The organism is Streptomyces sp. NPDC088350, from assembly GCF_044753545.1.
In the GTDB taxonomy this organism is placed as follows: domain Bacteria; phylum Actinomycetota; class Actinomycetes; order Streptomycetales; family Streptomycetaceae; genus Streptomyces.
The window spans coordinates 160,827-182,681 of the sequence record NZ_JBIVNL010000004.1 but is presented as its reverse complement, the minus strand read 5'-3'; the positions used below and the strand labels follow the sequence as shown (position 1 = coordinate 182,681).

Annotated in this window: 14 protein-coding genes and 1 pseudogene; 6 read left to right on the top strand and 9 right to left on the bottom strand. The window is 70.5% G+C overall.

Translation table 11 applies throughout. From position 1 onward, the window contains the following. Positions 1-22: 22 nt before the first annotated feature. The 6 genes from ACIQBL_RS14680 to ACIQBL_RS14655 form a co-directional block, all read right to left on the bottom strand. Positions 23-4,228 carry a TIGR02680 family protein gene (locus ACIQBL_RS14680; RefSeq protein WP_401941105.1) on the bottom strand — a complete coding sequence of 1,402 codons (4,206 nt, stop codon included), beginning with the start codon at positions 4,226-4,228 and terminating at the stop codon, positions 23-25. Further along, entirely contained in the window at positions 4,225-5,445 is a 1,221-nt protein-coding gene (locus ACIQBL_RS14675; RefSeq protein ID WP_401941103.1) for a TIGR02678 family protein, read from the bottom strand. Before ACIQBL_RS14675 ends, ACIQBL_RS14680 begins: the two co-directional genes overlap by 4 nt. After that, the gene (locus ACIQBL_RS14670; protein ID WP_401941099.1) at positions 5,438-7,081 is read right to left on the bottom strand and encodes a TIGR02677 family protein; all 1,644 of its coding nucleotides are present in this window, start codon (positions 7,079-7,081) and stop codon (positions 5,438-5,440) included. The genes ACIQBL_RS14675 and ACIQBL_RS14670 overlap by 8 nt, the downstream gene beginning before the upstream one ends. A 112-nt stretch (positions 7,082-7,193) precedes the next feature. Beyond that, positions 7,194-8,489, bottom strand: a complete 1,296-nt coding sequence (locus ACIQBL_RS14665; RefSeq protein WP_401941097.1) for an McrC family protein — start codon at positions 8,487-8,489, stop codon at positions 7,194-7,196. Positions 8,490-8,686: 197 nt separating this feature from the next. Further along, on the bottom strand, positions 8,687-11,014 hold the full coding sequence (locus ACIQBL_RS14660; RefSeq protein WP_401941094.1) for an McrB family protein: 2,328 nt from the start codon (positions 11,012-11,014) through the stop codon (positions 8,687-8,689). Positions 11,015-11,186: 172 nt separating this feature from the next. Continuing rightward, positions 11,187-11,675 carry an ATP-binding protein gene (locus ACIQBL_RS14655; RefSeq protein WP_401941092.1) on the bottom strand — a complete coding sequence of 163 codons (489 nt, stop codon included), beginning with the start codon at positions 11,673-11,675 and terminating at the stop codon, positions 11,187-11,189. Positions 11,676-11,822: 147 nt separating this feature from the next. On the opposite strand from ACIQBL_RS14655, the gene ACIQBL_RS14650 reads away from it, so the two are divergent. Beyond that, positions 11,823-12,692 (top strand): helix-turn-helix domain-containing protein, encoded by an 870-nt coding sequence (locus ACIQBL_RS14650; RefSeq protein WP_401941089.1) that lies wholly within the window; start codon positions 11,823-11,825, stop codon positions 12,690-12,692. Further along, the gene (locus tag ACIQBL_RS14645) at positions 12,689-12,913 is read left to right on the top strand and encodes a DUF397 domain-containing protein (RefSeq protein WP_401941086.1); all 225 of its coding nucleotides are present in this window, start codon (positions 12,689-12,691) and stop codon (positions 12,911-12,913) included. The genes ACIQBL_RS14650 and ACIQBL_RS14645 overlap by 4 nt, the downstream gene beginning before the upstream one ends. 31 nt (positions 12,914-12,944) lie before the next feature. On the opposite strand, the gene ACIQBL_RS14640 is transcribed toward ACIQBL_RS14645, so the two are convergent. Together ACIQBL_RS14640 and ACIQBL_RS14635 are read right to left on the bottom strand one after the other, a co-directional pair. Next, entirely contained in the window at positions 12,945-13,652 is a 708-nt protein-coding gene (locus tag ACIQBL_RS14640) for a hypothetical protein (RefSeq protein ID WP_401941084.1), read from the bottom strand. Between the two features lie 58 nt (positions 13,653-13,710). Then, positions 13,711-14,094, bottom strand: a complete 384-nt coding sequence (locus ACIQBL_RS14635; protein ID WP_401941083.1) for a hypothetical protein — start codon at positions 14,092-14,094, stop codon at positions 13,711-13,713. Positions 14,095-14,298: 204 nt separating this feature from the next. On the opposite strand from ACIQBL_RS14635, the gene ACIQBL_RS14630 reads away from it, so the two are divergent. Next, positions 14,299-15,441 (top strand): Fic family protein, encoded by a 1,143-nt coding sequence (locus ACIQBL_RS14630; protein ID WP_401941080.1) that lies wholly within the window; start codon positions 14,299-14,301, stop codon positions 15,439-15,441. A 42-nt stretch (positions 15,442-15,483) separates the two neighbouring features. Here the strand turns inward: ACIQBL_RS14630 and ACIQBL_RS14625 are convergent, their stop codons facing one another. Next, positions 15,484-16,881: a tyrosine-type recombinase/integrase gene (locus tag ACIQBL_RS14625; RefSeq protein WP_401941078.1), complete on the bottom strand. Its 1,398-nt coding sequence runs from the start codon at positions 16,879-16,881 to the stop codon at positions 15,484-15,486. Between the two features lie 669 nt (positions 16,882-17,550). Here ACIQBL_RS14625 and ACIQBL_RS14620 point away from each other — a divergent pair. The 3 genes and pseudogenes from ACIQBL_RS14620 to ACIQBL_RS14610 all read left to right on the top strand — a co-directional run bounded on the left by ACIQBL_RS14620 (position 17,551) and on the right by ACIQBL_RS14610 (position 21,807). Then, complete coding sequence (locus ACIQBL_RS14620) at positions 17,551-19,263, top strand: hypothetical protein (RefSeq protein WP_401941076.1); 1,713 nt, start codon at positions 17,551-17,553, stop codon at positions 19,261-19,263. A gap of 585 nt (positions 19,264-19,848) precedes the next feature. Continuing rightward, positions 19,849-20,157: pseudogene (locus ACIQBL_RS14615) on the top strand (dTDP-glucose 4,6-dehydratase); the annotation flags it as partial. Between the two features lie 117 nt (positions 20,158-20,274). Further along, positions 20,275-21,807 carry an APC family permease gene (locus ACIQBL_RS14610; protein ID WP_401941073.1) on the top strand — a complete coding sequence of 511 codons (1,533 nt, stop codon included), beginning with the start codon at positions 20,275-20,277 and terminating at the stop codon, positions 21,805-21,807. Positions 21,808-21,855: the final 48 nt, after the last annotated feature.

Here is a 21,855-nt window from a genome sequence, read left to right as displayed (position 1 = left end):
CGCTTAACGCCCACGGCTTCAGTCATGTCCACAGCGATTCCTGAGCCTGCCCGCCGACGGCCGCCCACCGCTCGCCGTCGTCCACCGCCGCCATCGCCTCTGATCCGGCACTATCCGGCTCCATCCCACGCGTACGCTCAGTCCCGTCCCACTCCCAGCGGGTGACCAGGACCGCCTCGATCCCGTCGACTCGCGAGAGCTGGGCGATGGCGATGCCCGGAACCTGCGGATAGCAGGCCCACTCGCGTTCGCTGGTCATGACGACGTCGAGGTCGAAGGCGTGGAGCAGGCCGAGGCACTTGGCGCGGGAGTCGTCGTCCACTCCGGCAAACGCTTCGTCGAGCGTGACCAGCCGGGGAGCGTACGGTGCCCGCGCGCTCGCGTAGTGCGAGGACGCCGCCGCGAACAGGGGTACGGACACGGCGAGTACGCGTTCCCCGCCCGAGGCCGGTCCGGTGGCGGGGACCCACTTGCCGTGCTGCTGCCGCTCGATGCCGAACTCGTGCCAGGCACGGTAGTCGAGCGCGGCGGTCAGGTCCTCCAGCCAGCTGCCGGAACTGCCGTCGGCCTGCTGGCGGGCGATCTGGGCCTGGAGGAACTCCCCGACCGCCGCCCGGTCTTCGGGAGACCAGGCATCCGCGGACTGCCGCAGCCGCTCACGGGCCTGCGCGAGCCCCTGAGGCGCCTTGCGGGAGCCCCGCCAGACCAGCCGCAGTCTCATCCCGGTCGAGGTGGGCCGTTCCTCCAGTTCCGCGTTCATGGCCCGCACCTGCCGTTCGGCGGCGCCGATCAGCTCCTGGAGGGTACCGGCGACCTCGGTGATCAGGTGCGTTTCGAGGACCTCGCGCTCATGCGCGGACAGGATCCGGGTCAGCTCCTCGACCTCCGCCGCGAGCGCCTCGGTGATCTCGGGGACGGCTCGCCGGCGCCCCTGGTAGACGACGTCGACGCGCATCCCGTCCTCGCTCGGATACCCGGAGGCGCTGTGCCCGTTGCGGGACAGGGCGTCCTGAAGCCTGGCGAACTCCTCGCTCAGCCGCTTCTGTACGCGCTCCCAGGCACCGTCCGAGTCGTCGACGCCGGAGAGTTCCGCTTCGACGGCTCGGGCCAGGGCGATCGCGGGTGTGGCCGCCCAGACCCCGGCCTCGTTGTCCGTCTCGGGGACGTCGGTACCCGGCAGGGCCACGTCCAGCACTCCGGTCGCGGCGAAGCGGCGCAGGGCGGCGATGGCCCGTTCCCGAGCCGCGATCGCCTCGGTCAGGTCCTTGCCGAGCTGTTCGGTGCGGCCCTCGGCGTGACTGGCGAGCCGGTCGGCGTCGGTCCAGTCCTGCCGGGCGGCCTTCAGGCCGTCCGTACAGGTTCGCGTCTCCGCGGCGGTCTCGGCGAGACGTCGCTGGAGTTCGGCGACCGCCGCGCCCACGGTGGAGAGCAGGGTCGTATGGCGTTCGTCGGCCGTGTCTGCGGCGCGGATGGCCTCACCGGCGCGCGCCGCGAGTTCGGCGGTCCGTTCCGCGGCCCGATCGCTCTCCATCCGCTCGGCGGCGACGGCCCCCTCGGCTTCGGCCCGCTCCCGCAGCGCGGGCCAGAACGTGGCCAGCAGTGTGGCGAGTTCGGTGAGGGATCGCTGTACGGCGGCCAGGGCCTCCCGGCCGGCGGGGAGCCCGACTTCGGCGGCGGTGGCGGTCAGTTCCGCCGTCGCCGCTTCGGCACCGCGGATCGCCTCGGCCAAGTCCCGGGTCCTTTCCTCGTGCCGCGCGCGTGCCCGGTGCGTGGCATCCACGGCCGCCGCGACGAGCGCGTGGGCGGTGCGCAGGGCGTCGTCGTCGGGGAAGGACGCCAGTTCGTCGTCGAGGGTATGGCGGAGCAGGTCCATCGCCCGCAGCGCGTCCTGTACCGCCTCCGTCCGCTCGCCCAGAGCAGTCAGTTCCACGTGCAGTTCCTCGATGCGTGACCGTCGGGCCGCTTCCCGCGCACCCTCGCCCACGTACTCGGCGACAGGCTTGGTCCAGCTTCCGGTCAGCGCGCCGGACCGGAAGCGGCCGTCACCGGAGACCCAGGTTCCCGCGACGCGGGCTTCGGGTGGTTCACCACCGCTCGGCAGCAGGCCGATCGCGGCGAGCAGGCGTCGCACCACCGGCTCGCCGACGGTGGCCGTCGGCCCCTCGCCGTGGTCCACCGCCGGACGCAGCGCATCCGTGAGACTCGGTCCGAAGACAGCCGCGTTCGGCTCCAGAAGAACGTCGTGGCCGTCTGCCGCCACCGCCGTACCGTCCGGTCGGACCCAGGCGTCGAGCAGGCCGGACGCCTCCAACGCGGCTTCCAGACCCGCTCGTTCGCGGTCTTCGACGGTGTCGTGGAACTCGACGAGCCGCCACAGCGGTGCTCCGTCCAGCCGGTCCCGCACACCGGGTGTGCGGGTGCGAGGCGGTTCGGGAACAGGCTGTCCGCCCTGCCCAAGGGAGGCCAGCTCGCGCTCCAACAGTGTCTGTCGGTCCGCCAGTTCGGCACGTTGGCGGCTCAGTTCGGCGCCGTGGTCGGCCAATTCCGCGGCACGGGCCCGGTGGGCCCCGGCCGCGGTGGCACGAGCGGGGTTGGGGCCGTCCAGCGTGACCACCCAGTCCTGGAGGCCGTCCAGCAATCCGGGGAGATCAGGGACCGACAGTTCCCGGCAACCGGCGAGGTGGGCGCGGACACGATCGATCAGTGCCTGTCCCTGGCCTGCGGCGTTCTCCTCGGCCTCTGCCTGCCGGAAGCCACTGTGCACGACCTCCTCCTGTGCCTCGTCGGCCCGGCGCGACGCCGCCCGGCGTTCGGCCTCCGCCCGGTCCACACGGTCCGTGAGCTGCTCCAGGTGTTCGACCGTGCGGCGTCGACGGTCGGCCGATTCCCCGGTCGTGCGGCGCAGTTCGGCCTCGGTGGCACCCTCCGGCACGAGCGGGCCGGCGATGCGGGCGGCCTGGGCGGTCTCCTCGATCAGGTCGCGCAGGCCGGTCAGCGCCCGCTCGGCGGCGGCCTGCCGGTTCCCGGCGGCGGCCAGCCTGGCCGTGGCACGACGATGCGCGGCCTCGGCCTGCCCGAGGTCCTCGTCGGCCCGGACTCGCTCGGCGGCGGTACGAGAGGCGTCGGCCGCCGCTTGTTCCAGTGCCCGCGCGTCACGCATCTCAGGTCCGGCGCGCAGTGCCGCTTCCTGCGCGGCAAGGCGGGCGATGCGCTCCTCCAGCGCCCCGGACCTCTCCTCGGCCACCGCCCGGTCCGCTACGGCACGTTCGTGGTCGGCGTGCGCGTGCGTGAGGTCGCGCTGCAGTTGCTCATACCGGGCGTGCTCGCTGCGGGGCAGCCGGGCCCGTCGCCGGGCGGCGACGCGCGCGTAACGCCGGTAGTGGTCGAGGAAGGCGGTGGCCGCCCGCTCCGCCTCACTCGCCGCCCGCAGTTCTTCCTTCTCCTCGTCCAGGGACCGGAACGCCTCGGCCACGTCGGCGATCACCGCCTGGTCCATGGGCGGGAGCGCCTCCGTGAGCGCGCGGGAGAGCGCCGCCTCGTTGGGCCGCTTGGACAACTGCGGCTGACGCAGCTGGATCAGCAGGTCCACCAGTGCGCCGTAGCGCCTCTCGCCCAGGCCGAAGAGGGTCTCGTCGACGGCCCTGCGGTACGCCTTGGCCGTGTCGTGGACCATCCCGTGCGCGCCGATGGCCTCGGCGAGCCGGTCCCGGGACAGCGCGGTTCCCGTGGCGTCCAGGAGGCCGAGCCCGGGGCCCACGCGCTGGTCGGTGACGGCGAACCAGTGCCGGGCGATGCCCCGCCCGCTCACCGCCTTCATTCCGCACAGCAGGGTGCAGAAGTGTTCCTCTCCGGTCGTCTCGTCCCGGCGGCCGAACTCGATCCAGGTGTAACCGAGCCGCTCGGGGTGCGGGTGTTCCCCGCCGAGCAGCAGATTCCACTCCATGCGTTTGCCGGGGTCGCCGTCGGGTTCCACCCGGCGGGCCGAGAGGTCGCCGTCGAGGAGGAAGGGGAGGGTCAGGGCCAGCACCTTCGACTTGCCGGTGCCGTTGTTACCGCGCAGCAGGAGTCTGCCGTCGTGGAACCAGAACTCCTCGACGTCGTAGTGGAAGAGGTCGACGAGTCCGATGCGCAGAGGGCGCCACCGGCCGGGGGCGGGGGTGGGCAGTGCGGTCACCGGCGGGCCTTTCGTCGGAGAGGAGACGGGATGGGCGGTCGGCTGGAAGGTCACCGGCGGCCTCCGCCATCGCGGCTTCCGCTCTCCCTGACCTGCGGGACGCCGACCGCGTAGCGGGCCAGGGCGGGCCGGGCCATGATTCCGTCGGCCGTCCGGGTCGCCAGCCCGAGGGCCATGAGCCGTTCGACGGCCCACGCGACCGACTCGGTCTCGGACCCGGGCTCCTTGGCCGACTTCGACCAGAAACTCCCGTACTCCACGGCCAGTTCACGCACCTTGCGCTCCAGTTCCGCCAGGCCGACGTGTCCCTCGCGTGCGGCCAGGTGTCCGGCGAGCAGCAGGGTGATGTGACCGCGGGTGCCCTGTTCCGGCATGCGTACGTCGGTGAGGTCGTCCAGCGGGTCGACCATGGCGATGCCCTCGGCGCGCACCTCGGGGACAAGTCCGGTCATCTGAGTGATGCGTGCGGTGAGGAACCCGCGCTGCCTGGTGAGGTAGGTCAGCTCGTCCTCGGTCAGCTCGTCGTAGTAGAGCACGGGGTCGTCGAGCAGGCGGCGGGTCAGCTTCCAGCGGATCGCCCGGAACCGGAGTTCGTCACTGTCCAGCGCGGCCTCGGCGGTCAGTTCCGTCAGCCGGTCGTCGAGGCCGGTGGCGGTCACCATGGACGGCCCCCGGCGGGTCGAGAGCAGCCCGGCCAGCACCCTGCGCTGCACGTCGTAGAGCACGTCACCCGCCCCGTTGACGTACGCCTCCTCGTCGCCGGCCACCCGGCGCAGCACTCCGCACCGCAGCAGCAGCCGTACGACGGCCGCCAGGTCGAGGCGTTCGTCCCGGCGTTCCAGGGTGAACGTGATGCCCGCGGCTGCCAGATGAGGGTCGGCGGCGGCCAGCACCACCTGCTCGGCGAGCCTGCCCAGGGCCACCTGTGTCTCGCCACGTTCGAGCGAGGCCAGAGTGAGGCAGAGCAGGACATAGCGGCGGCGGGTGAAGGGCAGAGCCGCACGGCTCGGCTCGCGGGCCGGGTGGGTGGCGTCGGTGAGGGCACCCGGATTCTTGCGCAGCCGGGCGGCCTCCGCGTCCACCCGCAGGGACCAGCCGACGTTACGGTCGAACCACTCGCGCAGCTCCGTCTCGTACCGGCGGACCAGACGGAACTCGTCCGGGTAGGGGCCGTCGACGGTCAGCAGCGGTTCCTTCAGCAGGGCGCGGGCCGCCTTCTGGAGGTCGGCGGCGCGCTGGCCTTCCAGTACCTCGCCGAGCTGCTCAGCCATGGAAACTCTCCGGGTCCTCGGGGCCGTCGGGCGGGGTACGGTCCACGGGGCCGTCGTGCCGGCGGACCTCGGCCAGGTCGATGATCTCCACGAGATGGTCCGGCCCCCGGAACACCCCGACCGGGGTGCGGATCTCGGCCCGGCTCCCGTCGTCGAGGGCGGTCAGCCGGATCTCCATCGAGCCGTCGCCGCTGGTGGCCACCGTCCGGGTCATGCCGGGGCGCCAGGTCGAGAGCGCGTCGCCGAGCAGCCGCAGGAAGAGGGCGAAGGCCGTCGGGTCCAGTTCGCCGAGCCGGGACAGCCGGGTCTCGCCGCCGGTGGCGAGCGCCGCGCGGGCCTCGGCCGTCTGCCGGGCCTGCCGCGCGGCGAGTTCGGCCAGTTGCCGACGGGCCTCGGTCCGGTCGGCCACCCGGCGCGGCTTGCCACGGCGTTCATAGCTGCCGGTGCGGCGCAACTGCGGGCTGATGCGGAGCGGTTCGGCCTCCCGCCAAGGGGTGGCGGCGGGCACTGGCTTTGCCTCGCGGGCCGCCAGGGTGTCGCCGTCCACGGTCAGGTGCCGCGCGGGATGCAGTCCGAAAGCGACCCGCCACAGACGGTGCCGCGCCTCGTCGTCGGGGGCTTCGGCGAACCAGCGGGCCAGCTCCCGGAAGTCCGCCGAACGGTCCGTCCGTCCCGCCCGCCGGTCGTTCAACTGGCGTACGACGGACAGGAGCTGCGGAATCGACCCGAGCGCCCGTCTGCGCAGCAGGCCGGCCTGCGACTCCCTGCCCTCCTCCGACACGAACCAGTCGGTGAGCCCGCGCCAGCGAACCCGCCAGCGCCGGTACGCCTCCTCCTCGGCCGCCTCCGTCTCGCCGGGAGCCGCGTCGACGGCCTCCCGGGCCGCGGCGAGGCGCAACAGCGTTTCCACACCGCCCTGTTCGTCGAGCGTCCCGATGAGCGAGGCAATCCGGCCGCCCAGCGTGATCAGGTCCTGGATGAACCGCTCCAGGTACTGGATCAGGCGGTCCTTGTAGGCGAGGAAGGCGTCCACCTCGACGCCGTGCAGGTCGATGGTGCGTTGCAGGGAGCCCATGAAGGCGCGCGCGTTGTCGGCGAGGGCGGTGAAACGCTCGGTGAGTGCCACCAGCGTGAGGTGGGTCTTCGCCGGATCGGGTTCGTCCTGCGCGGCGATGACGAGCAGGACGTGCAGCTGGCCGACGATGTCGTGCAGCGCCACTGCCTGGAGTTCGCCCCGCCTGCCGAGTGTCGTCTCGTACGTTCCCAGCGCGACCTCGGCGGCCTCTCCCGCCTGGGTGAGCTGGTAGATGAAGCGTTTGCGGTAGAAGTCCTCAGGGGTGGTGACCCGGGCCGTGTCCGGGTCGGCGCGGAGGTTGCCCCAGTCGGCCAGGCTGTCCAGCGCCTTGGTCAGGGCGTCGACGTCCGAGGGCCGCTCGGGCACCGCCAGCGCCGCGTACACGTCCTCCGGCCGCAGGTGCACCGCGAAGCGCTCCTTGGCCTCCGTGAACACCCGCATCACACAGCGGTAGAGGGCGGTGTTGGGGACGGTGAGGTGCGCGAAGGGGCCGTAGTCGGCGCGCGCGGCACCGTCCGCGCGATCGGCGTGTCCTTCGGAACCGGCTGCTGGGGACGTCATGGCACGTCCATGGTCCTCGCGGCCCGGGTACGGCCACGCCCGAATGGCCGGATCCCGTGGGTGGCCACCGGCGAGCTGTCCTGATTACGACCCCTACGCGCGCGTACGCCGGTCATGTCACCGCCCTCGCCCGGGGCCGCGGGGTGGTCGTCCGGGCCGCGGCGATCGTCCGGGCCAGTTCGTCGACTCCGGCGGCGAGTTCGGTGTACGGCAGCCTCAGGTCCAGGACGTGCCGGTGGAGCGTGACAGCGCCCCCGGGGACGGGGACACGTACGGGCGGGCCGTCGGTGTCGCCCGCCGCCGACACGAGGTGCCCCTCGGCCAGTCCGAAGCAGGTGCAGTACGCCAGCATCTGGTAGAGGTTCTCGCGCTTGACTCCCTCCTGGTACTTCGCGTCCACGACGATCGCGGGGTGGAGGCCGCCGTCCGCCCCGGGGAGCCGGTGTACCAGGTCGGGCAGCAGGATGTGTTCGTTCGCGTCGTCGAGGTGGTGGGTGCGCGGATGAGGCTGGCTGCGTCCACCGATGTACCGTTCGAGGGCCACGCCGAGGGTGTTCGCGAGGAAGTCCTCGAAGACCTTCTCCATGTTGAACAGCAGCCCATCCACGCTGACGGGCCGACCGTCCTCGTATTCGAACGAGGCCCCTCGCAGAACGATCTCCGCGAGCCGCAGCGCGGGAACGTAGTGGGCGTTGAGCCGGTTCGGTGTCCAGGCGGCCACGGGGGCGCCGGGTGGTGGCGCGGTGACGCCTTCGAGCCGGGTGTCGAGTCGGCGCAACTTGGCACGCAGGACGGGCGGAACGTCCGCCCGGCGGGCAAGCCGACGGGCGGCGCCGAGCAGGAGCTGGTTCTCGGGTATGTCGGGGGTGTGTTCGTCGTAGGCGATCTCCAGTGGCAGGGCGAGGCCGGGGCGACGACGGAGCTGGGCGGCGGCACGGAGCCGGCCGCGCAGCATCATCGCGGTGTCCTCCCGGCCGCTGTAGCCGGAGAGCGGACCGGCGTGCAGGGCCCGTTCGGCGGCGCGGGTGAAGAGTGTCGCGATCGCGGGGAACAGGTCCCTGCGGACAGAGGCGTCGACGGGGTCGGGCTGCCAGCGCAGTCGTCTGTCCTGGGCATGGGCCAGCAGGTACAGCAGCCGGCCGACAGTGATCTTCGGGGCGATGCGCAGGACGACGATGCCGTCGCCCTGGCCGAGTCTGACGGCTCCGACGGTTCGTCTGGCCTGGACCTCCCAGCGTGCGCCGCCCCGGCGGTCCCGAGCGGGACGGATGTGGACGAGTTTCCGGGCTTCCGTCGTGCTCAGGGTGTCCACCTGGGCGTCGGTCAGCGGCCAGGCGTGCCAGCCCGCGCCCTCCCTGACGTCGACGGACTGGAGTGCGCGTCTGCCTGTTGGGCGCCCGGTACCCATGGGACGGGTCGGCGTCGAGGGGCTCGCCGACGGCACCGGGGATGCGCGACGCGACGCACCCCGAGGACGGCGTGGGTCCGGTACGGACGGGGTCCCGGAAGCGGGCGGAGGCGTCGTGGGCGGCGGGGCGCCCGGTCGGACGACCTCCGCCGTCTCCGCGACCACGAGGGCGGCTCGCGCGTCGTCTCCCACAGCGGTCACTCCGCCGCTCCCGGCGCTGCCGGGACGCCGTTCAGCGTCGCGGCCCGCACTGCGCGGTCCGTGTCCGTGTCACCTGTCTCCGTGGTCAGCCCCGTCGCTTCCCGGAGTGCGTCCAGGCCGTACTCGGCCTTCACGTCCACGTCATCGTCGCCCCAGTGGAGCTCTGTGAGAAGCGGGAGGATCTGGTGCTTCCAGACCCGCTCCAGCCCCTTCGGGGTGGAGTACATGGCGGGCCGCATGAAGTAGGAGGGGCCGATCCGGAAGTCCCGGTCGTCCAGCCGGACCCGCTCGATACGGGCGTTGAGGGCGTCGAGCAGAACGGCGGCGTCGGGCGGGAGCTGCTTCCGCCTCAGCCACTCCGCCAGGAAGAGGCTGACCGGCTCCCGGGCCGGGTGGAGCTCCATGAAGGAGAAGCGCCGACGCATGGCCGCGTCCATGAGGGCGATGGAGCGGTCGGTGGTGTTCATCGTGCCGATGATGACGAGGTTGGGAGGCAGCCGGAAGCGGTGACCCTCGTCCGAGCCGTAGAGCAGGTGCACGAACTCCTTGCGGTATTCGAGCAGGAAGTACAGCTCACCGAAGACCTTGGCGAGGTGTCCACGATTGATCTCGTCGATGACCAAGACGAACGTCTCGCCCCTGCTGTCCTCGGCGTTCTCGGCGAGCGTCTTCAGCGGCCCCGGTACCAGGTCGAACACGATGCCCGAACCGGCGTCGGACAGGCCCCGGCCGTCAGTCGACCCGCCAGGGGAACGGTCGTGCCCGGTGCGCGAACCGGCCGCCCCCTTCTTGTCCTCCTTGCCTTCCTTCGCCGCGAGGGGAACGGCACGCGGCCGGAAGCCCTCGAAGAAGTCCTCGTAGGAATAGGCCGGGTGGAACTGCACCAACCGGATGTTGGCTTCACGTCCGCCGGTGAGATGGCGGGCCAGCGCAAGGGCGGTGTACGTCTTGCCGGTGCCGGGCGGGCCGTGGAGGATCAACTGGGGCCGGTCACGCAGCAGTTCCACGCACTCCTGGAGCCACTCGGTATCCGGCATGGTCAGCTTGTCCGCCAGCTCCTGTGTGGCGTCCGGGAGTTCGGCGTCGGCGACCGCGCCGCTCGGGGTCCGGCTGGGGTCCTCGTCGAGGAGGACCTCCAGGTCCGCGGTGAACTCCGAGATCTCCAGCAGGCCTGCGTTCGGATTGCCCAGGGGGCCGGTGAGGTGGCGGGGCAGGTCGTCGAGGGTGAGCGGCTTCTTGTCCTTGAGGTTGGCCCATTCCACGGGACGCTGCAGTACCGTCCCGTCGCCGGTGGCCGTCTGCGTCACCTCGCCCTCCCCGACCTCGCCGAGGTAGATGCGGTCGCCGTCGGTCGTGATGACGATGTCGTTCGGCCGCATCCGCGAGAGGAACGCCTGGAAGGAAGTGGCGGTCTCGCTCCGACGGGCCTGGCTCAGATCGAAGTAGTAGGTGTCGACGATCTCGCGGATCTCCTCCGGATCCGTCACCTGCCCGAGGGTGGGGATACGGTCCGCGGAGAGGGTGCAGACGCCCTTGTCCCTCCAGAGGGAGCGAATCAGAGGCGCCCCAGCGAGATCCATGCCGCGGATCAGCCAGGCGCGACGGGGCGGTTCGGTCTTCGCTGGTGCGGTGCCCTGCTCGGCCACCAGCTCGGCCAGCTGATCGGTCGGCAACTGGCGATTGAGTTTCGCTCGCACGGCCCGCCCGCCGGAGGCCGCGAGGTCGTAGACACGGCTCTCCTCCAGCAGGATGCGCCACTCGTCGTATTCGCCCTCCGTCAGCTCAAGTTGCTCGGGCACCTCTCCGTCCTGCCCCAGAGCGAGATGCCAGCCGTGTGTCCGGCCGGCCTGGATCCAGGCCCGCAGCGGTTCCTCTTCCAGCCCGATGGCTGCCGCGAGGTCGGCGGTCGCGACCCACTGACTGGAGTCGGGCAGCATTTCCAGCAACTCCGCCGCCTGGTTGAAGGCCGCGCGCTCGGTGCTCCAGTACCCGTACCGCTCGAAGGCGCGCGCCAGAAGCGCGTCCTTGTCACCCTCGTACGCGGTGAACGCCTGGCGCCCCGGCCCGGTCAGCCACCACTTCCGGCCCGTCTTACGGAGCCAGCCCGCCTTCACGAGGTTGATGCTGTCGTACCGCAACTTCGTCCGGGCGTTGGTGGCGAGGTCCGGGAACTCCTCGTCCCACTCCGCCTTCAGAGTGGAATCGATCTCCTGCACCCGTTCCCACACCTCGGCGAAGGTCAGCCCGTGCCCGGCCGGCAGCCGGTGCAGGACCTGCATGGCGGCGTACACCGACCGCGCGCTCAACTCCATGACGGCACTCATGACATCCCCCTCCCCGTGGGCCACGACCGGCCACCCACGCGGCTCCCCGAACAGCTCGACTCCAGCGCCTCCAACTTAACCGCCGCCACTGACAACACACGTCCGGTGTCATTGCCGCCCCGGAGGAACGGTGCGCTTCCGGACATCACCGTCGCGGGTCGGCCGGTTCCGCTCACGGCTCCTCGGCGGGCACCCGGCACCGCACCTGCTTCCCGATCGCCGCGCACCGCACATGCCACCCCGGCGCGAGCAGGTCGACGAGCCCGAGCCCCCGCCCGCCCTCCGCCTCCGCGCTGTCGAGCGGGATCGCACGCCGCCTCGGCAGCACGCCGGGGTCCGGGTCGTGGACGTTCAGCGCGATGCCGTACGACGTCACGTACACCTCCGCGACGAGCGGGACGTGGTCCCCGCAGGCCCGTACGGAGTTGCCGACCAGCTCGGACAGGACGAGCTGCGCGGAGTCGACGACGCCGGGGGCGAGGCCCTGCGTGAGGAGTTCGGTGCGGGTCAACTCCCTTACGGCGCGCAGGTTCGAGGACGAGGCGCAGATGTGGGCGGCGAAGCCCTGGGGGCGGGGGCGGAGGTAGAAACCGGGGGTGGCGGGGTGGTGGGGTGGTGGGTTGGGGTGGGGTGCATGACGCCTCCTTGCGCACGCAGGCATGTCCAGTCGGCCGTTTGCACTCTGAGTGCTTCGACTTGACTTCAGCGCGACGGACCAACGAAGTAATTCGCAACCTTGTCACCCGAATTGCATGATCGCCTCTTCACTCCCGTCGATGTCGCCTCCGAACGGTGTCATGCTGCCGCCATGCCAAATGCGCGCCCGATTCCCACTGTTCGCCGCCGACGCCTGGGCCAAGCCCTGCGGCAGTACCGCAACGCCGCCGGCCTCAGCCTTGATGTCGCCGCGCAGGCGATGGGCTGGATCGGCCCCAAGCTCTCGCGGATCGAGACCGCGAACGGCTACGTTCGCCCTGCCGAAGTGGCGCCCCTGCTCAAGGCGTACGGAGTAGTGGACGCCGACGTCGTGGAAGCGTTGGAGGCTCTGGCCAAGGGCGCGCGCAAACAAGGCTGGTGGCAGACCTACAGCGGCATCGTCTCCCCCTCCTACGCCGACTACATCTCGCTTGAGTCGGACGCCGACGGCATTCGCGAGTTCGCGCCGCTACTCATCCCCGGGCTCTTGCAGACCGCCGCCTACGCTCGCGAGAGCATCGCGGCCAACGCCATCACCCGCACGCCGGAAGAGGTCGCGGCGCTGGCTGAGGTACGCCAAGCCCGGCAAGCCGTCCTCACCCGGCCCGACGGCCCACTGAAGCTCTGGGCCGTGATCCACGAGGCGGCACTGCACCAGCGCTTCGTGCTCCGGCCCACCACCATGCGCGAGCAGCTACGACGCCTGCTGGACGTCGCCGAGATGCCGCACGTGACACTTCAGGTGATGCCGCTCGACGCCACTCCGCACCCCGGCAACGTCGGCGGCTTCAGCCTGGTCGCCTTTCCTCCGCCGATGCCGGACGTAGTACTACTGGAGAATCTCATCGGCTCGTCCTACGTTGAGGGCGTCGGCGACGTTCGAACCTTCGCCGACGCCTTCGAACGCATCGTCGCGGCGGCGCTGCCGACCGATGATTCACTGGCACTGATCTCTCGCATCGAGGAGAACCAACGCAAGTGAGCGACTACTCCAAGTCGGATCTGTACGCCGTCGATCTGACCACGGCCGTATGGCACAAGGCGTCAGCCAGCGGCGGAGAGGGCAACTGCGTCGAGGTCGCCCAACTCCCCAACGGCGCAAGGGCCGTCCGGGACTCCAAGAACCCCGGCCACACCCCCCTGCGCTTCACCGCCTCGGAGTGGTCCGCCTTCCAGGACGGGATCATCGCCGGCGAGCTGTGACCGCCATCGGATCACGGCACCGCCTCAGCTCTCAGTCCCAGAAGCCCAACTGCCCGTCCGGGTCCTCCCCTTCCGGCGACCCCGGCTCCGGTGCCTCGGACTGCGGCGGCTGCTCACCCGCAGCCTCCTCGTCCGCCTTGACGGGCAGCCTGGTCAGCGGGCTCCTGCCCGGCTCGTGACGCTGCCCCAGGCCCGGCGCCGGGGTCAGCTCCGGGTGCGCGTACCGCCCGCCCGACTCGGCCGCCTTCGCCATCGCACGGTAGACCGTCAGGATCTCCTCCCTGGTCCGCGCGAACAGCTCCGCCTTCTTGTTGCGGAACGCCCGGAAACTGTCCGGCACGAGCGCGACCTCCGCCTCGGACAGCCCGTACAGGTGGAAGTACGCGGCGTCCAGCTCCGCCCGCATCAGGAAGCGGCGCTCGTCGTCCCAGACGAACGGGGGTTCCTCGTCGCCGAGATGGCGGGCGAAGGGGGCCAGTTCGTGGGAGGTGTAGGTGAGTTCGAGGACTCGGGGGCGGATCCAGGCGGCGAGAGGTTCACCTGCGAGCCATGGGGTGGGGGCGGCGTACTTGTGCGGGCCGAGGACGGGGAGCTGTTCCAGATAGGCATACGTCAGGTGAGCCCCCGGGATCTTCTGGCGGGCGGCGAAGTCGAGAACGAACGCACACAGGTTGGCCAGCAGTCCTTCCAGCGGCAGCGTACGGTCAACAGGCAGGAGCAGCGGGGCCGTATGACCCACCGCCGTCCTCGGCCCCACCGAAGCAATCACCGTCCGCTCATCCGCCGCCCGGCACACATCACGCCAGCCCATCAGCCAGTCGTACGGCCACTCCGTCTCCGGCAACGACGGGTGCTCTGCCGCCAGACGAGCGTCGATAAGTTCTTCCCGGACCCAGTAGCGGGCCGTCCACGTCCTCCGCCGCTCGCTTGTCCCGGAAGTACTGGGCGCACAGCGGAGCCAGTACCGGAGGCTCGCCGTCACGCGGCTCGGTGAGTTCCGCCACCGTGCCGCCTTTGCGGAACATCGGATTGAGCGAGATCCAGGGGTCGGGCCAGCGAGTCTTGCAGTCGCGCTCCTCTTTGAGATGAGCACGGATGGCGGGGTCGCGCACCCAGACCAGCGAACGTGTGAACTCGTCGTAATCCTCGATGAGCTGTTCATGCGCTCTGAATACGTCCACGGTGCCCCCGCCCCCTTGTCATGCCATCTATGAAGACCCACGCCCCGCGTGCCGAACCACTTCGTGACGGCCTCCAGCCGATCAGCTCACCCACCCTGACCATGCTGCTGCCGCAACACCCGATTAGCGGTCGCTCACCCTGCCCATCCTCGCGCGCCCCCCCGGGGACTTGACCCAATGACACAATTATCGTGTCATTGAGTCATGCTGTACGTGACTCCCACCCTGGACTCCGACGATCTGCGTGTCCTCGACGAGATCGAGGCCATGCGCCGCGCGCTGCGCCACATGCTCCGCGCCACCCCTCGCTGGACCCGCCAGCTACGCCGCAACCTCACCGCCCGCGCGATCGCCGGATCGAACACCATCGAGGGATACGCCGCGACCGTGGACGACGTAGAAGCCCTCATGTCCGGCGAGGAACCCCTGGAGACCGGGGAGAAGACGCGTGCCGAGCTGGAGGGCTACCAGCGCGGCGTGACCTACATCCAGGCCCTCGCCGATGCCGGTGACGATTTCCGGTACGACGCCGGCCTGCTCAACGGCCTTCACTTCATGCTCCAGGGCCACCACCTCGACAAGCGCCCCGGCCGCTGGCGCGACGGGCCCGTCTACGTCACCAGCCCCGACGACCCTCTGGTCCCGGCCTACACCGCTCCGGACCAGGCAGACGTTCCCGCTCTGATGTCGGAGTTCATCGGCTGGCTCAACGAGGGCGACCTCGACGCCCCTGTCCACGTCCGCGCCTCCATGGCCCACCTCAACCTCGTCAAGATCCACCCATGGAAGGACGGCAACGGACGCATGTCCCGTGCCCTGTCCACCTTGGTGTTCTCCCGCGAAGCCCTGATGCCGCCCGAGTTCTCCTCGATCGAGGAGTGGCTCGGACGGGGGCAGAACACCTACGCCTACTACCAGATTCTGGAGGAAGTGGGCGGCCCGCGCTGGAGCCCCGAACGGGACACCCGCCCCTGGATCCGGTTCTGCCTGACCGCCCACCACCGCCAGGCGCAGCAGGCCCAGCGGCGCTTCGACGTGATGTCCCGCGCCTGGACCCGTCTGGTCGAAGCCGTCGAAGCAACGGGCCTGGACGAGCGCGTCGTCTACGCCCTGCTGCCCGCCTTCTCGGACGCGAAGGTCCGCCGCACGGTCTACCAGCAGGACGCGGACCTGAGCGACCAACAGGCCATCCGCGACATCCGAGAGCTCGTCGCCCGCGGCTGGCTCGTCCCCCACGGCAAGGCCCGCGCCCGCTACTACGCCCCCGGGCCCCTCATGGACCCGGTCCGGGATGAGGTCCGCCAGTCCATGGAGCCGTACGCAGATCCCTACCGCCCTCGGTCCTGAGCCCACCACCTCACGCACCTCCGATGAATGAAGGCCCCATCGTCACGCCGCCGCGTCAGGGGACGCGATGTCCCACACCGCCTCGATACGGCGCTGAAGCTCCTTGGTCTGACCGCTGATGCAGTGCGCGTACACCACGAAGAGCATGGCTACGCTCGTGCCTGCCCACTCGGCAACCTGCGCCGGCGGTACCCCACTGTTCAGCCACGTCGTCAGACAGGTGTGCCGCAGGTCGTAGATGCGCTTCCCGGTCGGCGACGCGCACACGTGCGGCGGCAGAACCTCTTGCCGAGCCTGCCGCCACGCACGTCGGTAGACGGAACCTGCGAGGACGCCGCCCCGCTCCCCCGCGAACAGACGGTCTTCAGGGCGCAGCGCCCGGGCAGCCACATAGTCTCCCAACACATGGGCGAGGGCTGGGTGGCACGGCACGCACCGCGTCTCCCGCTCATCCCGTCCTTTGAGCCCACGCTGCTCGTGGGCGGTTCCGGTCTGCGTCCACTGCCGCCCCACCTCGGGCTCCGCGCCGTGGACAGTCACCTCGCCCCACTGGTCATCTTCCTCCGCCTGCGGCAGAACGAGATCGCGCACCTTCGGAGCGACGGCCTCCTCCGGTCGCATCCCCGCGTAATAGAGCGTGGTGAAGAACGTATTCAGCCGGGCGCCACCACGCGGCCGACGGCGCACCCGGTCCAGCAGTCCCGCCGCCTGTCGCGGATTGAGCAGGCAACGGCGGTCGACTGCGATACTCCTCTTTCTTTGGCCGCCCCGCCCTCTGGGCAGCGGGTTCTCCAGTAGGACACGACGACGGACCGCATACCGCATGACCAGATTGAGTACCCGTCGGTGCCGCTGCACCGAGGAAGCCGCAGCCGGGGTGCCGTCCAATAGGGTGCCCAGCACGAGCAGCACGTCCTCGACCGCAGCAGGATCGTTCCAGACCTCCATCGTCGGCGTGTGCCGGCGCACCCAGCCCAGGACCGCCACCACGTCATCCGGCGCGCTGTCGCGACGGCCGGTGTTGAAGGCCCACTGCTGCAAGGCAATTCGGACTCTGCGCTGGCCTACTCCCGGCGGGTCCCAGGTCAGCAGTGCCGTGGTAACTATCATGAGCGTGCGGGCCGTGTTCCTGCGATGATTCGCCGATACGCGAGGCCACTGGCAGTCCACGAACTGCAGGGCGAAGTCGTACCAGCCGACCATGGACGCCCGGGGCCCATGGGTTGCGGGCAGTCCGGTCAATACATCGAACGGGTCGCCCCGGTGTGTCGCGGTCAACAGCTCCGCGCGGAACCCGTCCGCAAGCGCGTACGTCTGGAACGTCCTGCCTCGCCTGCGACCGGCTACCGACCAGCGCCCCCTGTAGGAATCCCGCCGCAGGCCCTGCCGGGTCTCGATCTGCCACACCCGCACGTCGTAGGAGATCTCCATCGTGATCATCTCTCCCCGGCGCCCCCGCCAGAGGCCCATACGCATCAAGGCGCCAACAACGCCGTTCCGGGCCCCGCAGGCACGGATACCCCTCCGACCCGCACTCACGGCAGGGCTCACACGTGCGCTACTTCCCCCACTCCCCTCTCGAACCCCGCGCGAGGACACGCCGCTCCCGAAGACACACCGGCACCATGAACCTCGAGTGAGCCATCCGGCCGCCACCGACCAACCCCGACTGCCCACCCCTACGTCCGGCTGCCTTCCTTGTCTTCTAAGCGCTTGGCCGCAGGTTCGAGTCCCGCCGGGGGCGCCATTGAGTCTCTGACCTACGCGACGCGTCCCGCAGCGCTTCTCCTTCGACAACGCCAACAAGCACATCCACACGGCCGGCCTGGTCCGGGTTCTCGGCAGCTCCCCGGTGGATCCCACCGGTACACCGGAGACGGACGCCGTGTCGGAAACCGATTCGAGCGGCGCCGCCAACGGCTGGGGCGCCAAGCCGGCCCCTTCGAGTTCGCCAACGGCACGGTCCTCACCGCCGGTTCGCCGCAACTGGCCGGGTTCCGCCCGGTTTCGCCTCGGAAAGCTCCGCCACCGGCACGGATAGGATGGTCGGCTTCTCCTACAAGAGCAGTCTCCGCTGATCACGATCGGCCTGCTTGAGGTGTGCCCTACATGAGCAATACGGTCGGCGGTGTCGCCACCCATGCCCCACTGATCCACCCGAGTCCGCCGCAGGCGGCCGGCCCCGCGCCGCTGCACCGCGCGATCACCCTGCTCGCCGTCGTCAGTCTGTTCATCGGCACGCGCGGCGAGTGGTCGACGGCGATCGCCAACCGGCCCAAGGTCGGCGCGGTGATCATGCTCGGGTACGCCGGGATCCTCATCCTGGGCGTCCTGGCCCTCACCGTGCGCAGGCGTCGCGCTCTCGTACTGGTCGACGCGGGGGTGCTGCTCCTGGGCATCGTGCTGGCGCTGTGCTCGTACGCCCTCGGCAGCGGGATGAACGACGAGACGGTCCTGATGACCCAGGCCACGCACGAGTTGGTGCACGGCCACGCCGTGTACGGGCACGAATGGCCATGGATCTTCGAACGCAGCCACATCGGCGTGACGAAGACGATGTCGGGCGGCGCGGACTACTCCTTCGCGTATCCGCCCCTGGCCGTACTGCTCAACGCCCCCGTGTACGCGCTGATCGGCGCGAAGGCGGCCACGCTCGTCCCGACCCTCCTGCTGATCGTCGGCGCGGCGGTGCTGTGGTGGCTGCTGCCGACACCGTGGCGGTCGGCCGCGACGGCGGTCTGCCTGGGCTTCCCCATGCTCAAGGGCTACGCGGCCATGGGCTACCCGGCGATCCCGGCACTCGTGCTGCTCATCCCGGTGGTGATCCGCTGGCCCTCGATCGGCGCCGGGGGACGGCTTCGCCGCTCGGACCTCGTGCGCGCCGGACTCCTCGGAGCCGCCTGCGCGACCCACCAACTGCCCTGGTTCCTCACGCCGTTCCTGCTCGTCGGCATCTACGCGGTACGGCGCGGCGAACTCCCGGCGCGGGCGGCGCTCGGCGTGGTCGCACGGTTCACCGCGATCTCCGCGGTCGTGGCCCTGGCCGCCAACGCCTACTTCATCGCGCAGAGCCCCCGTGCCTGGATCACCGGCCTGGCCCTGCCGTTCACGCAACACGGGGTCCTGCACGGCCAGGGCATCATGGGCCTGTCGTACTACTTCTCCGACGGCAGCAGCCGACTGGACTTCTACTCCTACGCCAGCGTGCTGCTCGCCGCCGGACTGCTCACCCTGTTCGCCCTCTTCGTTCGGCGGCTGGGCCCGGCCGCCACCGTGCTGCCGTGGTGCGCGTTCTACCTGGCCACGCGTTCACAGGACGGCTACTACCTGCTGATGACCCCGTTGTGGGTCGCTGCCGCCGCCACCGCCACCAGCTCCGACTTCGCCTCGGCCTGGCAACCCCGGCTGCCGTTCGGCCGGCGACGGGTCGTCAGCGCGGCGGTGGCGGCGGCGGTGCTGGCGCCGGCCGCCGTGTGCGTGGCCGTCGCCGCCGCGAGCGGGCCACCGGTCCGGCTGACGGTCAGCGGGGTACGGGGCGACAGCGGCGGGATCCACGGGCTCACCGTGCGGGCGACCAACTCCGGTGACACCGCGCTGGCTCCGCACTTCGCTTCCAGCACCGGCGAGAGCGCCTCCTCGTACTGGACCGTGCGGAGCGGCCCTGCCGTGCTGGGTCCGCACCAGTCGGCGCGCTACGAGCTCGTGCCGGCCGGCGGACGCTACGCCCTCCCGGACCGGAAGCGTCTGCGGGTCCGGCTGAGAGTGTTCACGGACCGGCCGCAGACGCTGAGCAGCGTCGACATCCGCGTACCGAAGGGGTAGGCGGCGACGTCCTGCCGTACCGCGCGGCAGGGAGCGTTCTCCGCGCCACCGGCGGTCAGTCTCCAGCGCACGGTTCCGCTGACGTGCTGTGCGCAGGTGTGTCTTCTCGCGCACGGTCTCCGCGCCCAGGGAAGCGGTCTCCAGGTGGCGGTAGGTCCGCAGCAGCAGCCGGCATCTCCCAGAACGCCGCAGAGGCGTCGCGGACGCGGACGCGGGCCCTCCGAGTCGAGGGCGGTCGGCGCGTGCCCGGAGCAGCATGTTGCCGTCCGCGTCGTAGGCGTAGAACGTGGCCGAGGCGCCCGTGGTCTGGACGAGCTGCCCCGACTCGTTCCAGATCGGCGTGGTGCTCGTCCCCCCTTCACTGTCCGCGACGTCATCTGGCCGGGGGTGTACGTCGACCGGTCGGCGGAGTAGCCGGGGTAGACGTAGTCGTTGCCCCCGGCGCCGGTGGCCGTGGTGTCGGTGACCTTCTGCGGGTTGCCGGCGAGGTCGAGTACTCCGTCGTCCTGCGCGACTCCTCCATCGCCGGCGTACGGCGGGTCGAGGTGTCCCTCATCGGCCGCGACGTCCAGGTCACTCCCGCGCGACAAGCTGACGTACGCGGGTAACCCGGCCAACCTCGACGAGGTGCGCGAGCACCCCGCCTTCGCCTTCGCGCAGGGCGACATCTGCGAATCCGAGCCGGTCGGCACCCACACCCCGATCGACGCTCACCACGCGGGCATCAAGACCTTCGTGCACATCTCCACCGACGAGGGCTCCTGGCCCGAGGCGCACCCGCTGCGGCCCAACTCACCGTATTCCTCGGCGAAGGCGTGCGGCCCCGACTGGGAGACCAGCGTCGACACCAAAGCGACGCAGCAAAGCGGCCACCACGTTTCGGCACGGTTTCCGTTACATCCGGGTGGATACGTAATGGTCAAGAATCGCACCCGAATGCTTGTGGGACATCACAAGGACGCCTGATCATTGGCCGGATCCCGCCCCTCCGCACCCCCGCAGGAGCCCTCCGTGGCCGCTGGTCAGACAATCTCCGAGCCGGCCGGTGGGCCGGCCGCAGCCCAGACGGAGCGGCAGAAGCTGCGCAAGCACTTCGGCCGTTTCGACATCCTCTTCTTCCTCCTCTGCACCATCGTCGGCGTGGACACGATCGGCAGCATCTCCAAGAAGGGCGCCGAGGCGTTCACCTGGCTCATCGTGCTGGCCGCGGTGTTCTTCATCCCCTCCGCGCTGCTGACCGCCGAACTCGGCGCCGCGTTCCCGGAGGAGGGCGGCCCCTACATCTGGACCAGCCGGGCCTTCGGCCGCCTCGCGGGCGCCGTCAACAACTTCCTGTACTGGATCACCAACCCGGTGTGGCTCGGCGGCACCCTCGCCGTCTCCGCCGTCACGGCCTTCACCACCTTCTTCAACGACGGCAAGGACCTGAGCACCCCGGCCTTCTACGTCTTCGCCCTCGTGTTCATCTGGGTGGGCGTGCTCGCCGCGATCCTCTCCTTCGACGTCGGCAAGTGGATCCCCACCATCGGCGCCTGGAGCCGTTTCGTCCTCCTCGGCCTGTTCACCCTCACGGTCGTCGTCTACGCCATCAAGCACGGCATGCACGGATTCGGCCTCAGCGACTTCTCGCCCACCTACGCGGGCTTCGTCGTCCTGGTACCCCTCCTGATGTTCAACTTCGTCGGCTTCGAGCTGCCCAACACGGCCGGCGACGAGATGACCGACGCCCAGAAGGACGTGCCCTACGCCATCTTCCGCAGCGCCGCCCTCGCCGTAGTCCTCTACGCCCTGCCGATCCTCGGCATCCTGCTCGTCCTGCCGGTCAAGGCCATCACCGGCCTCGGCGGCTTCCTCGACGCGATGCGCCAGGTCTTCACCGTGTACGGCGGCCAGGTCTCGTCCGACGGCACCGCCACGCTCAGCGGCGCCGGCACCGTGCTCGGGGACCTCGCCGCGATCATGTTCATCCTCACGGTGCTGTCCTCCGGCGTCACCTGGGTGATGGGTTCCGACCGCGCCCTCGCCGTCTCCGGCTACGACGGCGCCGCGCCCCGCTTCCTCGGCGTCATCTCCAGCCGGTTCGGCACACCGGTACGGGTCAACCTGCTCAGCGGCCTGGTCTCCACCGTCGTCCTGGTCCTGGCCCACCAGCTGACGAACGGCAGCGCGGCCAAGCTCTTCGGTGCCGTCCTCGGCCTCGCCGTCTCCACCACCCTCGTCAGCTACCTGGGCATCTTCCCGGCCCTCGCGGTACTCCGCCACAAGGCCCCGGACGTCCCCCGCCCCTACAAGGCGCCGTTCCCCGTCCTCATCAGCGTCGTCCTCACCGCGCTCATCCTGTTCGCCAGCGTGCAGCTGGTCGCCCCCGGGGCCGGCGACCACTGGTTCGGCAGCGACTTCAGGCCGGACGGCTGGACCCACGCCGAGCGCGGGAAGTACCTGCTGACGGAGGCCGTACCGCTCATCGGGTTCATGCTCCTCGGCGTCCTCTTCTGGGCCCTGGGCAAGCCCACCCGCGCGGCGCTCCCGATCACCGAGGAGTAGCGTTCCGGTCGATCACCGGGGAACCGGTACCCGGGACCCGACAGAAGG